Raw genomic sequence first — 13,281 nt, 5'->3', positions numbered from 1 at the left:
TCGGCGGGTTTTTTTATGGCTGTCGTACGCGGTCGTCTATCGGCAAAAACAAAAATGCCCGCATTGCGGGCCTTTTGTGTGTCTGAGGTAAATCGTATTATCAGTTTACCAGCGGCAGACGGCGGTACAGTTCAATCATATCGCCCGCCAGATCCTGAATCACCATTGCGTTCATCAGGTGGTCCTGAGAGTGGACGGTAATCAGGTTAACCGGCAGTTTGCCAGTGCCTTCGTCGAGGCCAATCAACTGGGTCTGAATGGTATGCGCATGTTTCACAAACTCGCGCGACTCAACCATTGACTGCTCAGCTGCAGCAAAATCACCTTTACGTGCGAGTTGCAGTGCGGTTAATGCAGAACTACGTGCGGCACCGGCATTCACCAGCAACTCCATGATAATCGTTTCTAAATCTTCCACATCTCACTCCATCAGCTTGAGGGCTTTCTCAAGAACGACATCGCCTTTCATCATGCCGTAATCCATCATATCGATAACCGCGACTTTCTTACCCAGCGGTTCGGCCTGTGCCTGGAGTTTAGCCAGTTCATATTTGACCTGTGGCCCCAGCAGCACGATATCTGCTGCGTCGATGTTGTCTTTAAATTCGGCAACAGGGACTGCCTTGATAGTGACTTCGACGCCTTTCTTCTGAGCTGCGTCTTTCATACGTTGAACCAGCATGCTGGTGGACATGCCTGCTGCACAGCATAAAACGATGTTCTTCATAACTAGCCCTCATGGTCCTTGATGCTCCATCTTTATCGCGTGACGGGGGATTCAACAACCGCTTTACGGTGATTGTGTGTAAGCCATCACAAAGATAGCCGCAAAAGAATGAAACCGGTTACAGTTTGGCGGGTGCTAACAAAAAAGCCCGCCGCAGCAGGCTGATACAAAAAAGGGGATTACATCGAACTGCTGCGCAGGATCTGGTTTTTACCTTGTTGCTTGGCTTTATAAAGTGCTTCATCGACCTTGATGACCAGCTGATCAACAGGCTCCATATTCCACTCTCCAAGCCCGCCACTGAACGTGACGCGCAAACCCGCTTCACGCCAGGTGCGAACGGCAACTTTTTCTCGCCACTCTTCCAGCAGCTCAAACGCCATGGCGAGGGTTTCTTCTGCAAAAATAACCGCAAACTCCTCGCCGCCGTAGCGATACAGCGAAACTTCATGCGGTTGTAGGACTTGTAAGCCTTCACGCGCCACGTTGCGCAGCACGATATCACCGCTGAGATGTCCCCAGGTATCGTTGATAGATTTGAAGTTATCGATATCCAACATTGCCAGCGCGAAAGGCTGGTTGTTGTTTATAAGCGCCGCTATTTCTGAGTCAAATGCCCGGCGATTTTTGCACCCGGTGAGCGCATCGACAGTGGCTTGCCGTACGTACGCCAGTTCTCGCTCTTTATTCGAGATAATGGCCTTGCTGAGTGTGGCCTCAAGTTTAGGGGCCTGTTTGATATCCCCGGTATTGATAGCATTGATAATGTTCATTAACACTGTACGCGAGGCGTGGCGCAGATAGAGGCCGAACAGCACAATCAGGATGGTTGCCAGGGCAAAACCCCATGCCACGGTAATGGTTTCATGGCGCGCTAAATCACTTAATGTTTTCCCTGATACCTTAAAAATCACGAACCAGTCTGGGTTGGTAAAAGAATCATAGTAAATCCAGGAATCACTCTTTTTGTCATACAGCGCACCTTCGCCGTTGGTCATTTCGTTCATCAGCGACGACGCGATTAGCGTTTTTAGAATTTCGCTGGTATGCGGATGAAGAACGGCCTGGCCCTGGCGGTTCACGACAAAAAATTCCCCCTGGACGGGAGACTGCATTTTCCGCAGGGTATAACTCATCGACGATAAATCGAGATGAAATGCCAGCGACCCCTTCAGCAATCCTTCTGGCGTCACCACCGGGCGATATAACGTAATCGTCTGCTGGTGAGTGAAGAAATCCGTATAGGCTTCGGTGTAGCGGCTGAACGTCGCGGAGTCCGCCTGATGGGCAAACCAGGGGCGGGTTTTGGGATCAAAATTACTTTTATCCCCCGTAATGAGCGCCTGCGGCGCGCGAAGATAGTGACCCTCTTCGTCAGCAATCGAAATAGATGACACTCTCGGCATCAGCACCAGGAGCTGCATTAGCCGCTCCTGCCCGTGCACGCGGTCAAGATTTACCGCTTTGTTGAGTTCATCGTTGTGAGCATAGAAGCGGGACGCTCTGTCGAGGATGTGATCATTTTCCGGAAGGATCGATGCAGTGTAATTCACCGCCAGGTTATGGATGAAGTTACGGTTAATCTGGTGATAATCCTCAACGATATCGTTGCGTTGGTTGAGGATCACTGAGACCACGATAAAAATAAAACCGATCAAAAGTCCGGCAAAGCTAACCAGTATGGGGCGAGTGAAGGAGAGTTGTCTGCTATGGATTTTCATATCACGCGGCGCATTCCATTAGTCGAATAGCAAAAGTATACGATGTGAGAGGTGTATTGCGGCGGACCCGTCAGTAATACATTCATATGATGAATTATACGCGACATCAGGTGATGAGGGCAGGGCGGGAGAGGAAGGAACCACCGCCCTGGTCAACAATCCATGCTGACCTGAGCAGCGTAGGGTGCGCCAGATTCTCCGGCAACACCCAATTAAACGCTTTGCGAGGCGGCTTCAGGAACATCTTTACCACACGACAAGCGTTGTCAGATTATTGCGAGGAGCGCCCCAGCCAACTGTCCCAGTCTTTCCAGACCGGCTGTAAACCGTGGGCGATTAACGCCTGGGCGACCTCTTCCGGCCGACGCCCGTCATGCGGCGCGAACTGCTCCAGCTCAGGATGATTGTCGGCATAGCCGCCGGGCTGCGTTTTGGAAAACGCGCTAACGTTATTGATGGCAATGGGGATCACCCGATCGCGAAACGCCGGTGATTCACGGGTCGACAGCGACAGCTCACTGTCCGGCGACAACAGGCGAAATGCGCTAATGGTTTGTACCAGCTGACGTTCATCCATTATTGACGCAGGTTCAACGCCTCCGGCGCACGGCCGCAAACGGGGAAACGAGATGGAATAACGGCTCTGCCAGTAATGCTTCTGCAGCCAAAGCAGATGTTCCGCCACCATATAGCAATCCACGCGCCAGCTGTCCGACAGCCCAATCAGCGCCCCAAGACCGATTTTATCAATCCCCGCTTTGCCCAACCGATCGGGCGTTTCCAGTCGCCAGATGAAATCCTGTTTGTTGCCTTTCAGATGATGCTGCGCATACATCGCCTCGTGATACGTTTCCTGATAGACCATCACGCCATCGAGTCCGAGCGTTTTCAGTTCGGCATATTCGGCCTGCGACAGGGGCTGAACCTCCATCTGCATTGACGAAAACCGACGGCGAATATCCGGCAGATGGCGACGAAAATAATCCATGCCCACTTTGGTCTGATGCTCGCCGGTAACCAATAACAGATGTTCAAAACCCATCGCGCGGATTGCCTCGCATTCTCGGCTAATTTCATGCGAATCCAGCGTCTTGCGCTTGATGCGGTTGCTCATTGAAAAGCCGCAGTAGGTGCAATCGTTGGCACACAGATTCGACAGATACAGCGGAACATAGAAGCTGACGGTATTGCCAAAACGCTGGCGGGTTAGCTGCTGCGCCCGCTGGGCCAGCGGTTCCAGATACGCATCGGCCGCAGGGGAGAGCAGGGCCATAAAATGGTCCCGGGTGAGCTGACGGGCAGCGAGGGCGCGCTCCACGTCCGCCGCCGTTTTACTGTGAATTTTCAGCCGGATGTCATCCCAGTCAAGCTGCCGCCAGCGTTCAGTGAAGGTCGTCATCACAACGCCTCCAGAAAACCGGTCAATGGGCTGGTGGCCTGAGCCTGCCGGTTTTTCGCACCCGGTCCGGCCTCACGAGCCAGCACGCCGGCTTCTACCGCAAAGCGGAAGGCGGTGGCCATCTGAACAGGGAAATCGGCCACCGCAATCGCCGTATTGACCAGCACCGCATCGGCCCCCATTTCCAGCGCCTGTGCGGCATGGCTCGGCACGCCAATCCCCGCATCCACAACCACCGGAACCGTGGCCTGCGCAATGATGATTTCTAGCATCGCCCGGGTTTCCAGCCCCTGATTCGAACCAATCGGCGCGCCCAGCGGCATCACCGCCGCGCAGCCGACGTCTTCGAGCCGTTTGCACAAGACCGGATCGGCACCGCAGTAAGGCAGGACCACAAACCCTTCTTTCACCAGCGTTTCTGCTGCCTTCAGCGTTTCAATTGGATCCGGCAACAGCCAGCGGGCATCAGGATGAATTTCGAGTTTTATCCAGTTCGTCCCCAGCGCCTCGCGCGCCAGCCGGGCAGCAAACACGGCTTCTTCCGCCGTTTTGGCTCCGGACGTATTTGGCAAAAGTGAAACGCCAGCATCCAGCAGCGGTTGGAGAATGGCATCGTTATGCTGCCGCAGGTCGACGCGCTTCATCGCCAGCGTGACCAGTTGGCTGCCGGAGGCCCGAATGGCATCGACCATCAGTTCGGACGACGCAAATTTTCCGGTGCCGGTGAACAGGTGTGATTCAAAGATTTTATCGGCAATTCGTAACATGTCAGCCTCCGGCGATGACCTGAAACAGCAGGAGCGCATCGCCTTCCTGCAACGGATGTTCCGCCCATTGGGCACGTGGCAAAATCTGCTGGTTGAGCGCCAGCGCAACGCCGGGTTTGTCCCGGTCGAGCTTTGTCAGCAATGCCGCCACGTGCAGCCCGGCTTCACATTGCACGCGCTCATCGTTAACGAGAATGTGCATCAGCGTCTCCGCATACCGGGCAATCCATTGAGCGCGTTCGGGTCAGCGATCGCCAGTTGCCGGAACGCGCATCGAACAGACGCAGAACGTCCTGCGCCGTTTCCATTCCGCTCAACAGTTTGATGGCTTCTAACGCCTGCAACGTGCCCATCACGCCGACAACCGGACCGACAATCCCGGCGGTGCGGCAGTTACGTTCGGGTTCCTGTTCATCCGGCCATACACAGCGATAACAGCCATGTGTCAGCGGCGGGGCAACGACCATCAACTGTCCGCCAAACCCGACGGCACTGGCAGTGATCAGCGGCGTGCCGTGTGCGACGCAGGCGGCGTTAATCGCCTGGCGACTCGCCATTGTGTCGGTGCAGTCGAGTACCACATCGGCCTGTTGAACCTGCTGGCGGAGTGGCTCCCCGTTGAGGCGCTGATTCAGCGCGATTAGCGTGATGTCCGGGTTGAGTTGCGAAAGCCGCCGTTGAGTCGCCTCCGATTTAGGTTGGTCGATATCCGCCGAGGTAAACAGGGTTTGCCGCTGCAAGTTACTGAGATGAACGTGGTCGTCATCGGCCAGCACCAGCGTACCGATCCCCGCTCCGGCCAGATACAGCGCCGCTGGAGAGCCCAGCCCGCCGAGACCAATAATAAGCACCCGGCTGGCGAGCAGCTTCTGCTGCCCGTCAATCGCGATGTCGTCGAGCAGGATCTGGCGGCTGTAGCGCATAAACTGGTGGTCATTCATCGCCAGCTCACGCCATTTCCAGCAGCTGCGCGGTAGCCAACTGCCAGTCCGGTGCCTGAGTAATAGCGCTGACAACCGCAATACTGCCGACGCCGGTGGCCAGCACTGACGGGGCGCGCTCGAGGCTAATGCCGCCAATCGCCACCGTCGGGTAATCGTTCAACCGCGTGATGTGCCCGGCCAGTTGTGCCAGCCCTTGCGGGGCTGACGGCATCTGCTTAGTTTGCGTCGGAAAAACGTGGCCCAGCGCGATGTACGACGGTTTTACCGCCAGCGCTACGTCAATTTCCATATCATCATGCGTCGACACGCCGAGTCGCAGGCCAGCGTCGCGGATAGCATTCAGGTCGGTAACGGCCAAATCTTCCTGGCCGAGATGCACCCCGTAAGCGCGATGTTTGACCGCCAGCCGCCAGTAATCGTTGATAAACAGCCGGGCACGATAGCGATGGCCCAGCGCAATCGCGGCAATTACGTCCGCTTCTACCTCGTCATCGGTTTTGTCTTTGATGCGCAGCTGAAGCGTGCGCACGCCGACGTCCAGCAAACGCGCAATCCACTCCACGCTATCAACGACCGGATACAGGCCCAGGCGCTGCGGCACCGCAGGGAAATCAGGCTGAATCATCAGGCTTCCTCCTTGCGCAGGTAGATTTCACCACCTTTGGCGCGGAAGTTTTCTGACATATCCGCCATGCCCACTTCGATGGTCTGCGCCGCCGCGTAGTCACGCACTTCCTGGGAGATTTTCATTGAGCAGAACTTCGGCCCGCACATCGAGCAGAAGTGCGCTACCTTGCCGGATTCCTGCGGCAGGGTTTCGTCGTGATAGGCACGAGCGGTGAACGGATCGAGCGCCAGGTTGAATTGATCTTCCCAACGGAATTCAAAGCGCGCCTTCGACATGGCGTTATCGCGGATTTGCGCGCCCGGATGCCCCTTCGCCAGGTCAGCCGCGTGGGCGGCAATTTTGTAGGTGATAAGCCCTTGTTTAACGTCGTCTTTATTCGGTAAGCCAAGGTGCTCTTTCGGCGTGACGTAGCACAGCATCGCGCAGCCGAACCAGCCAATCATCGCCGCGCCAATCCCGGAGGTGAAATGGTCATAGCCCGGTGCGATATCAGTGGTCAACGGCCCCAACGTGTAGAACGGCGCTTCGTGGCAGTGTTCCAGTTCTTCGGTCATGTTGCGGCGGATCATCTGCATCGGCACGTGGCCCGGGCCTTCAATCATCACCTGCACGTCGTATTCCCAGGCGACTTTGGTCAGTTCGCCAAGGGTATGCAGTTCGGCAAATTGTGCTTCGTCGTTGGCATCCTGAATGGAGCCCGGACGCAGGCCGTCGCCCAGTGAAAGAGACACATCGTACGCGGCACAGATTTCGCAAATCTCGCGGAAATGCTGATACAGGAAGTTTTCCTGATGGTGCGACAGACACCATTTCGCCATGATCGAGCCGCCGCGGGAAACGATGCCGGTCAGGCGTTTGGCGGTCATCGGTACATAGCGCAGCAGCACACCCGCGTGAATGGTGAAGTAATCCACCCCTTGTTCCGCCTGTTCGAGAAGGGTGTCGCGGAACGCCTCCCATGTCAGGTCTTCGGCAATGCCGTTCACCTTCTCCAGCGCCTGATAAATCGGCACTGTGCCAATCGGTACCGGGCTGTTACGCAGGATCCACTCACGGGTTTCGTGGATGTAGCGCCCGGTAGATAAATCCATCACCGTGTCTGCGCCCCAGCGCGTTGACCACACCAGTTTTTCCACTTCTTCTTCGATGGACGACGTGACCGCCGAGTTGCCGATATTGGCGTTAACCTTCACCAGGAAATTGCGGCCAATGATCATCGGTTCAGATTCCGGGTGATTGATGTTGGCTGGAATGATGGCGCGTCCGGCGGCGACTTCATCACGCACAAATTCAGGGGTGATATTTTCCGGCAGACGCGCGCCAAAACCTTCACCCGGATGCTGGTGGCGTAACACTTCGCCGCGAATGCGCTCGCGGCCCATGTTTTCGCGGATAGCGATGAACTCCATTTCAGGGGTGACGATGCCCTGACGGGCGTAGTGCAGCTGCGTTACGCATTTGCCCGCGACGGCGCGTTTCGGCGTCAGCAGGCCGGTGAAGCGCAGTTCGTCGAGACCGTCATCGGCCAGACGTTGCTTGGTGTAAGCTGAGCTGCGTTCATCCAGCGGTTCGCTGTCATGGCGCGCGTCAATCCACGGTTGGCGTACTTTGGCCAGGCCCTGCTGCACGTTGATCGCAATATCCGGATCGCCATACGGGCCGGAGGTGTCATACACCGGCACGGCTTCGTTTTGTTCGAACTGAGGGTTGTCTTTGGCGCCGCCCAGAAGCGTTGGGCTGAGCTGGATTTCACGCATCGGCACGCGAATATCATCGCGAGAACCGTGGAGATAAATCCGTTTCGAGTTGGGGAAAGCCGTACCTTCGAGCGTATCGATAAAGTGTTGGGCGTGTGCACGCTGTTCGCGGCGGGAGAGTTTGGTAGTAGACATAGCGCATTCCAGTTTATTGAGGAAATGGCTTGTCAGACGACGGATGAACTAAGAGAGTACGCGCCCAGTAGGCGACGTAAAAATGTGTGACTCTTGTTCCCTTCGCAGGTACTAACCTGATCAGGTTCCGCGGATCCCGAATTAACGGTCTCAGCCCAAATGGGCACTCCGACAAGATAAACCCCGCCAGCGGCGAGGTGAAGAATGTAAATTACTCGTTAACGCTTAAGAACTCAAGCCGGACGCGCAATCTGATTTTCATCGTTCGCGCTGCCGTTTAGCTTGTTATCCAGTGCCAGCGCAATCAGGCTGTCTTCCAGCCCAAAGCGGGCGGCGAGGGCTTCGCCGAGTCCGGATAACGCCTGTTGAAACTCCATGCAGTTATCGTCATCGATGGCGGTTTCAAGACTGGAATCGTAGAGACTCATGATTTGCTCGGTGTTGCCTTCGAGCTGCGGATAGAGTTTTGTTGCCGCCAAAAGTGGGTTTTCACCTTCCAATTCGCCGACAATGCGTTCATAAATACTGAAATGGCCGGCGGAAAGGTAATCCACCAGGCGCTGACAAAAATCGTCCAGTGCTTTCTCGTTCAGACGCATATACGATCCTTTGCCAGGCTTAATGCCAACCAGATTGTAATAGGCGACGAGCAATTGTTTACGCACCTGGAGCCATTGATCGACAAGTTGGTGGCTGCCGCCGACGCGCTCTGTCAGGCTTTCTAACTGGTTTAGCATGATGGACTCCGCATGTGAAAGAGCAAAACCGGCTTACCCAAAAATGTAAAAGCACTGTTAACAAAGTGCCAGTGAAGCGAAGGTAGTGCAATAGATATGGATCGTATAATTGAAAAATTAGATCGCGGCTGGTGGATAGTCAGTCACGAACAGAAATTATGGCTGCCTGACGGCGAGTTGCCGTATGGCGAAGCGGAGAAGTTAGGTCTTGTCGGTCTGAATGCGATGTCGATCGGGGAATGGCAGGGCGAACCCGTGTGGCTGATTCAGCAGGCGCGACGCCAGGATATGGGCACGGTGAGACAGGTTCTGGATCAGGATGTGGGTTTGTTCCAGCTTGCCGGGCGTGGCGTTCAGCTGACGGAATTTTATCGTTCCCATAAATTCTGCGGATACTGCGGGCACACCATGCACCCGAGTAAAACCGAATGGGCGATGCTGTGCAGCCACTGCCGCGAGCGTTATTACCCGCAAATTGCGCCGTGCATTATTGTGGCTATCCGCCGCGATGATTCTATTTTACTGGCGCAGCACACGCGCCATCGCAACGGCGTGCACACGGTGCTGGCTGGGTTTGTCGAAGTTGGGGAAACTCTCGAACAGGCCGTGGCGCGCGAAGTGATGGAGGAGAGCAGCATTCGCGTTAAAAATCTTCGCTATGTGACCTCCCAGCCGTGGCCGTTCCCGCAGTCGCTGATGACGGCCTTTATGGCTGATTACGACAGCGGCGATATCGTTATCGACCCAAAAGAGTTGATTGAAGCCAACTGGTATCGCTATGACAACCTGCCGCTACTGCCCCCGCCGGGCACCGTGGCGCGTCGTTTGATTGAAGATACGGTGGCGATGTGTCGGGCAGACTATGAGTGATGGTACACTTCCCGCATGACGCATAAAGGAACTGCAAACATGACCGAACTGAAGAACGATCGTTATCTGCGTGCGCTGATGCGCCAGCCTGTTGATATCACCCCTGTCTGGATGATGAGACAAGCGGGTCGCTATTTGCCGGAGTACAAAGCCACGCGTGCCGAAGCGGGCGATTTTATGTCGCTGTGCAAGAACGCGGAGCTGGCCTGCGAAGTGACGTTGCAGCCACTGCGCCGTTTCCCGCTGGACGCGGCGATCCTCTTCTCGGACATTCTGACCATTCCTGATGCGATGGGGCTGGGCCTGTACTTTGAAACCGGTGAAGGCCCGCGTTTTACCTCCCCGCTGAAAACCAAAGCTGATATCGAAAAATTGCCGGTGCCGGATCCAGAACAGGAACTGGGCTATGTGATGAACGCGGTGCGTACCATTCGCCGTGAACTGAAGGGCGAAGTGCCGCTGATTGGTTTCTCCGGCAGCCCGTGGACGCTGGCCACTTACATGATTGAAGGCGGTAGCAGTAAAGCGTTTACCGTCATTAAGAAGATGATGTACGCCGATCCGCAGGCGCTGCATTTGCTGCTCGATAAGCTGGCGAAAAGCGTCACGCTGTATCTGAACGCGCAAATCAAAGCCGGGGCGCAATCGGTGATGATTTTCGATACCTGGGGCGGCGTGCTGACCGGGCGTGATTATCAGCAGTTCTCCCTCTACTACATGCACAAAATTATTGATGGCCTGCTGCGTGAAAACGAAGGCCGTCGCGTGCCGGTAACGCTGTTTACCAAAGGCGGCGGGCAGTGGTTGGAAGCGATGGCGGAAACCGGCTGCGATGCGCTGGGCCTCGACTGGACCACTGATATTGCCGATGCGCGTCGCCGCGTGGGACATAAAGTGGCGCTGCAAGGCAACATGGACCCGTCGATGCTGTACGCACAGCCGGCACGCATCGAAGAAGAAGTGGCGACCATCCTGGCTGGATTCGGCGAGGGCGAAGGCCACGTATTTAACTTGGGTCACGGTATCCATCAGGATGTACCCCCGGAACACGCGGGTGCATTCGTAGACGCCGTGCATCGCCTGTCGCCGCAGTATCACCGCTAAGGGCGCAGCATGGATCTGGCAGATCTTCGAGAGCAACAGCGGGCGTTAGCGTCTTCCGTGATTCGCGAGGATCGTTTTGCTGATGATCCTCCGAGGCTCATCGGCGGGGCCGATGTCGGTTTCGAGCAGGGCGGCGAGATAACCCGCGCGGCCATCGTCCTGCTAACCTATCCGGGCCTCGAATTGGTGGAATACCAGATAGCGCGTATTCCTACCACCATGCCTTACATCCCCGGCTTCCTGTCATTCCGTGAATATCCCGCGCTGCTGGCGGCGTGGGAGCAACTTTCCCGTAAACCTGACCTACTGTTTGTCGATGGCCACGGCATTTCCCATCCGCGGCGTTTGGGTGTCGCCAGCCACTTTGGTTTGCTGGTGGACGTGCCGACGATCGGCGTGGCGAAAAAACGCTTGTGCGGTAAGTTTGAACCGTTGTCTGCCGAACCGGGCGCACTGGCACCGCTGATGGATAAACAAGAACAACTGGGTTGGGTCTGGCGCAGCAAAGCGCGCTGCAATCCGCTGTTTATCGCCACCGGGCATCGCGTCAGCCAGGACAGCGCTCTGGCGTGGGTTCAGCGCTGCACACAGGGCTATCGTTTACCGGAACCTACCCGTTGGGCCGATGCGGTTGCCTCCGGACGGCCTGCCTTCCTGCGTTGGCAAGCAATTCAGCCCTGATTCAGGTAAACTGCCGCTAATTAACGCATTCGAGAGCTCATCATGTTACAAAACCCAATTCATCTGCGCCTTGAGAAGCTGGAAAGCTGGCAGCATGTGACCTTTATGGCTTGCCTGTGCGAGCGCATGTATCCGAATTACGCCATGTTCTGTCAGCAGACTGAATTTACCGATGGGCAGATTTATCGTCGTATTCTCGATCTTATCTGGGAAACCCTGACCGTGAAGGACGCCAAGGTAAACTTCGACAGCCAACTCGAAAAGCTGGAAGAGGCGATCCCGGTTGCGGATGATTTCGACATGTACGGCGTCTACCCGGCGATCGATGCCTGCGTGGCGTTGAGTGAATTGGTGCACTCGCGTCTGAGTGGTGAAACCCTCGAGCACGCCATTGAAGTCAGCAAGTCTTCTATCACAACCGTTGCGATGCTTGAAATGACCCAGGCCGGTCGCGAAATGACGGATGAAGAGCTGAAAGAAAACCCAGCAGTTGAGCAGGAATGGGACATCCAGTGGGAAATTTTCAGACTTCTGGCAGAGTGCGAAGAACGCGATCTTGAACTGATAAAAGGGCTGCGCGCAGACCTCCGTGAGGCTGGCGAGAGTAATATCGGGATAAATTTTAATCAATGAAGCCACAAAACGTGACATTCAGTCCGAATTGTCGTGCCTGAAGGCTTCACATCTGCCCCCCGTCTGGTCTACATTTGGAAGGCGAAAAAAAGTGGCTATCGGTGCGTGTATGCAGGAGAGTGCTTTTTTGGCATTTCCGTCGCACTCGATGCTTAGCAAGCGATAAACACATTGTAAGGATAACATATGAACAAGACTCAACTGATTGATGTAATTGCGGACAAGGCTGACCTGTCAAAAGCACAGGCAAAATCTGCCCTGGAATCTACTCTGGCTGCAATTACTGAGTCTCTGAAAGAAGGTGATGCTGTACAACTGGTTGGTTTCGGTACCTTCAAAGTGAACCACCGCGCTGAGCGTACTGGCCGCAACCCGCAGACCGGTAAAGAAATCAAAATTGCCGCAGCTAACGTGCCGGCATTTGTTTCTGGTAAAGCACTGAAAGACGCAGTTAAGTAAGACCGCGTGCCGGTGAACAGTTTAAACGAAGGGGCGGTTTCGCCCCTTTTGTCCATCTGGCGTCGCTCGCTGACGCTGGCTGGCGCGTTGCTGCTGTCTGCCTGCAGTCACAATTCGTCTCTGCCGCCATTTACAGCCAGCGGTTATGCAGACAACCAGGGCGCAGTGCGCATCTGGCGTAAAGATTCCGACAATGAAACCCATATGCTCGCGACATTCAGTCCGTGGCGCAGTGGGAACACCTCAACCAGCGAATACCGCTGGCAGGGCGATACGCTCTCTCTGATTGAACTGAATATCTACGGTAAGCCGCCGGAACACATTCGCGTGCGTTTTGATGACCACGGCGACCTGAGCTTTATGCAGCGTGAAGTCGACGGGCAGAAGCAGCAGCTTTCAAACGACCAGATAGCGTTGTATCGCTACCAGGCGCAGCAAATCCGCCAGACCAGCGATGCGCTGCGTCAGGGCCGGGTGGTACTGCGTCAGGGACGCTGGCATGCAAATCACACCGTGACGACCTGCGAAGGGCAGACGATAAAGCCTGATTTAGAAGCGCTGGCAATAAGCCACATCGAACGACGTCAGAGTCATTCCTCGGTGGAAGTGAGCGTGGCGTGGTTAGAAGCGCCGGAAGGTTCGCAGCTGTTGCTGGTGGCAAATGAAGATTTCTGCACCTGGCAACCGAAGGAAAAGAGTTTCTAAGAAGAGTTGCCCTC

The 13,281-nt window shown here is 55.5% G+C and carries 16 protein-coding genes and 1 riboswitch; of the genes, 6 read left to right on the top strand and 10 right to left on the bottom strand.

Annotated elements, in window-relative coordinates:
- Window positions 1-100: 100 nt before the first annotated feature.
- The 10 genes from A8O29_RS21365 to rsd all read right to left on the bottom strand — a co-directional run bounded on the left by A8O29_RS21365 (window position 101) and on the right by rsd (window position 8,815).
- Window positions 101-418: a PTS lactose/cellobiose transporter subunit IIA gene (locus A8O29_RS21365; RefSeq protein ID WP_110512493.1), complete on the bottom strand. Its 318-nt coding sequence runs from the start codon at window positions 416-418 to the stop codon at window positions 101-103.
- Window positions 419-421: 3 nt separating this feature from the next.
- Window positions 422-727 carry a PTS sugar transporter subunit IIB gene (locus A8O29_RS21360; RefSeq protein WP_110512494.1) on the bottom strand — a complete coding sequence of 102 codons (306 nt, stop codon included), beginning with the start codon at window positions 725-727 and terminating at the stop codon, window positions 422-424.
- 179 nt (window positions 728-906) lie between these two features.
- Window positions 907-2,448, bottom strand: a complete 1,542-nt coding sequence (locus tag A8O29_RS21355) for a sensor domain-containing diguanylate cyclase (protein WP_125355487.1) — start codon at window positions 2,446-2,448, stop codon at window positions 907-909.
- 271 nt (window positions 2,449-2,719) lie between these two features.
- Window positions 2,720-3,847 carry a 2-iminoacetate synthase ThiH gene (gene thiH / locus A8O29_RS21350; protein ID WP_125355489.1) on the bottom strand — a complete coding sequence of 376 codons (1,128 nt, stop codon included), beginning with the start codon at window positions 3,845-3,847 and terminating at the stop codon, window positions 2,720-2,722.
- Window positions 3,847-4,614, bottom strand: coding sequence for a thiazole synthase (gene thiG / locus A8O29_RS21345; RefSeq protein ID WP_125355491.1), 768 nt, complete (start codon window positions 4,612-4,614; stop codon window positions 3,847-3,849). The genes thiH and thiG overlap by 1 nt, the downstream gene beginning before the upstream one ends.
- A gap of 1 nt (window position 4,615) precedes the next feature.
- A complete protein-coding gene (gene thiS, locus A8O29_RS21340) occupies window positions 4,616-4,816 on the bottom strand; it encodes a sulfur carrier protein ThiS (protein ID WP_125355493.1) in 201 nt (66 codons plus the stop codon).
- Window positions 4,800-5,555, bottom strand: coding sequence for a HesA/MoeB/ThiF family protein (locus tag A8O29_RS21335; protein WP_125355495.1), 756 nt, complete (start codon window positions 5,553-5,555; stop codon window positions 4,800-4,802). Before A8O29_RS21335 ends, thiS begins: the two co-directional genes overlap by 17 nt.
- A gap of 7 nt (window positions 5,556-5,562) precedes the next feature.
- Window positions 5,563-6,183, bottom strand: a complete 621-nt coding sequence (thiE, locus tag A8O29_RS21330; RefSeq protein ID WP_125355497.1) for a thiamine phosphate synthase — start codon at window positions 6,181-6,183, stop codon at window positions 5,563-5,565.
- On the bottom strand, window positions 6,183-8,078 hold the full coding sequence (thiC, locus tag A8O29_RS21325; protein ID WP_125355499.1) for a phosphomethylpyrimidine synthase ThiC: 1,896 nt from the start codon (window positions 8,076-8,078) through the stop codon (window positions 6,183-6,185). Before thiC ends, thiE begins: the two co-directional genes overlap by 1 nt.
- 80 nt (window positions 8,079-8,158) lie before the next feature.
- Window positions 8,159-8,259, bottom strand: a riboswitch (TPP riboswitch).
- A 52-nt stretch (window positions 8,260-8,311) separates the two neighbouring features.
- Window positions 8,312-8,815, bottom strand: coding sequence for a sigma D regulator (gene rsd / locus A8O29_RS21320; RefSeq protein WP_125355501.1), 504 nt, complete (start codon window positions 8,813-8,815; stop codon window positions 8,312-8,314).
- Between the two features lie 96 nt (window positions 8,816-8,911).
- On the opposite strand from rsd, the gene nudC reads away from it, so the two are divergent.
- The 6 genes from nudC to A8O29_RS21290 all read left to right on the top strand — a co-directional run bounded on the left by nudC (window position 8,912) and on the right by A8O29_RS21290 (window position 13,267).
- Complete coding sequence (gene nudC / locus A8O29_RS21315) at window positions 8,912-9,685, top strand: NAD(+) diphosphatase (protein WP_125355503.1); 774 nt, start codon at window positions 8,912-8,914, stop codon at window positions 9,683-9,685.
- A 39-nt stretch (window positions 9,686-9,724) separates the two neighbouring features.
- Entirely contained in the window at window positions 9,725-10,789 is a 1,065-nt protein-coding gene (gene hemE, locus A8O29_RS21310) for a uroporphyrinogen decarboxylase (RefSeq protein WP_110512504.1), read from the top strand.
- Window positions 10,790-10,798: 9 nt separating this feature from the next.
- Complete coding sequence (gene nfi / locus A8O29_RS21305) at window positions 10,799-11,470, top strand: deoxyribonuclease V (RefSeq protein WP_125355505.1); 672 nt, start codon at window positions 10,799-10,801, stop codon at window positions 11,468-11,470.
- Between the two features lie 42 nt (window positions 11,471-11,512).
- Window positions 11,513-12,103: a YjaG family protein gene (locus A8O29_RS21300; RefSeq protein WP_125355507.1), complete on the top strand. Its 591-nt coding sequence runs from the start codon at window positions 11,513-11,515 to the stop codon at window positions 12,101-12,103.
- A 186-nt stretch (window positions 12,104-12,289) separates the two neighbouring features.
- A complete protein-coding gene (gene hupA / locus A8O29_RS21295; protein ID WP_006816568.1) occupies window positions 12,290-12,562 on the top strand; it encodes a nucleoid-associated protein HU-alpha in 273 nt (90 codons plus the stop codon).
- A 12-nt stretch (window positions 12,563-12,574) separates the two neighbouring features.
- The gene (locus A8O29_RS21290) at window positions 12,575-13,267 is read left to right on the top strand and encodes a DUF1481 domain-containing protein (protein WP_125355509.1); all 693 of its coding nucleotides are present in this window, start codon (window positions 12,575-12,577) and stop codon (window positions 13,265-13,267) included.
- The last annotated feature ends 14 nt before the right edge of the window (window positions 13,268-13,281 follow it).

Origin of the sequence: Scandinavium goeteborgense (assembly GCF_003935895.2) — a bacterium.
GTDB classification, from domain to species: Bacteria; Pseudomonadota; Gammaproteobacteria; order Enterobacterales; family Enterobacteriaceae; genus Scandinavium; species Scandinavium goeteborgense.
This window is presented reverse-complemented; position numbering and strand designations above follow the sequence as displayed.

Bases quoted from the DNA above. Each gene is read 5' to 3' on its own strand.
- nfi (WP_125355505.1), top strand. From the start codon at position 10,799: ATGGATCTGGCAGATCTTCGAGAGCAACAGCGGGCGTTAGCGTCTTCC.
- A8O29_RS21360 (WP_110512494.1), bottom strand. From the start codon at position 727: ATGAAGAACATCGTTTTATGCTGTGCAGCAGGCATGTCCACCAGCATG.
- thiC (WP_125355499.1), bottom strand. From the start codon at position 8,078: ATGTCTACTACCAAACTCTCCCGCCGCGAACAGCGTGCACACGCCCAA.
- A8O29_RS21355 (WP_125355487.1), bottom strand. From the start codon at position 2,448: ATGAAAATCCATAGCAGACAACTCTCCTTCACTCGCCCCATACTGGTT.
- A8O29_RS21300 (WP_125355507.1), top strand. From the start codon at position 11,513: ATGTTACAAAACCCAATTCATCTGCGCCTTGAGAAGCTGGAAAGCTGG.
- A8O29_RS21335 (WP_125355495.1), bottom strand. From the start codon at position 5,555: ATGAATGACCACCAGTTTATGCGCTACAGCCGCCAGATCCTGCTCGAC.
- thiG (WP_125355491.1), bottom strand. From the start codon at position 4,614: ATGTTACGAATTGCCGATAAAATCTTTGAATCACACCTGTTCACCGGC.
- thiS (WP_125355493.1), bottom strand. From the start codon at position 4,816: ATGCACATTCTCGTTAACGATGAGCGCGTGCAATGTGAAGCCGGGCTG.
- nudC (WP_125355503.1), top strand. From the start codon at position 8,912: ATGGATCGTATAATTGAAAAATTAGATCGCGGCTGGTGGATAGTCAGT.
- hupA (WP_006816568.1), top strand. From the start codon at position 12,290: ATGAACAAGACTCAACTGATTGATGTAATTGCGGACAAGGCTGACCTG.
- thiE (WP_125355497.1), bottom strand. From the start codon at position 6,183: ATGATTCAGCCTGATTTCCCTGCGGTGCCGCAGCGCCTGGGCCTGTAT.
- thiH (WP_125355489.1), bottom strand. From the start codon at position 3,847: ATGACGACCTTCACTGAACGCTGGCGGCAGCTTGACTGGGATGACATC.
- rsd (WP_125355501.1), bottom strand. From the start codon at position 8,815: ATGCTAAACCAGTTAGAAAGCCTGACAGAGCGCGTCGGCGGCAGCCAC.
- hemE (WP_110512504.1), top strand. From the start codon at position 9,725: ATGACCGAACTGAAGAACGATCGTTATCTGCGTGCGCTGATGCGCCAG.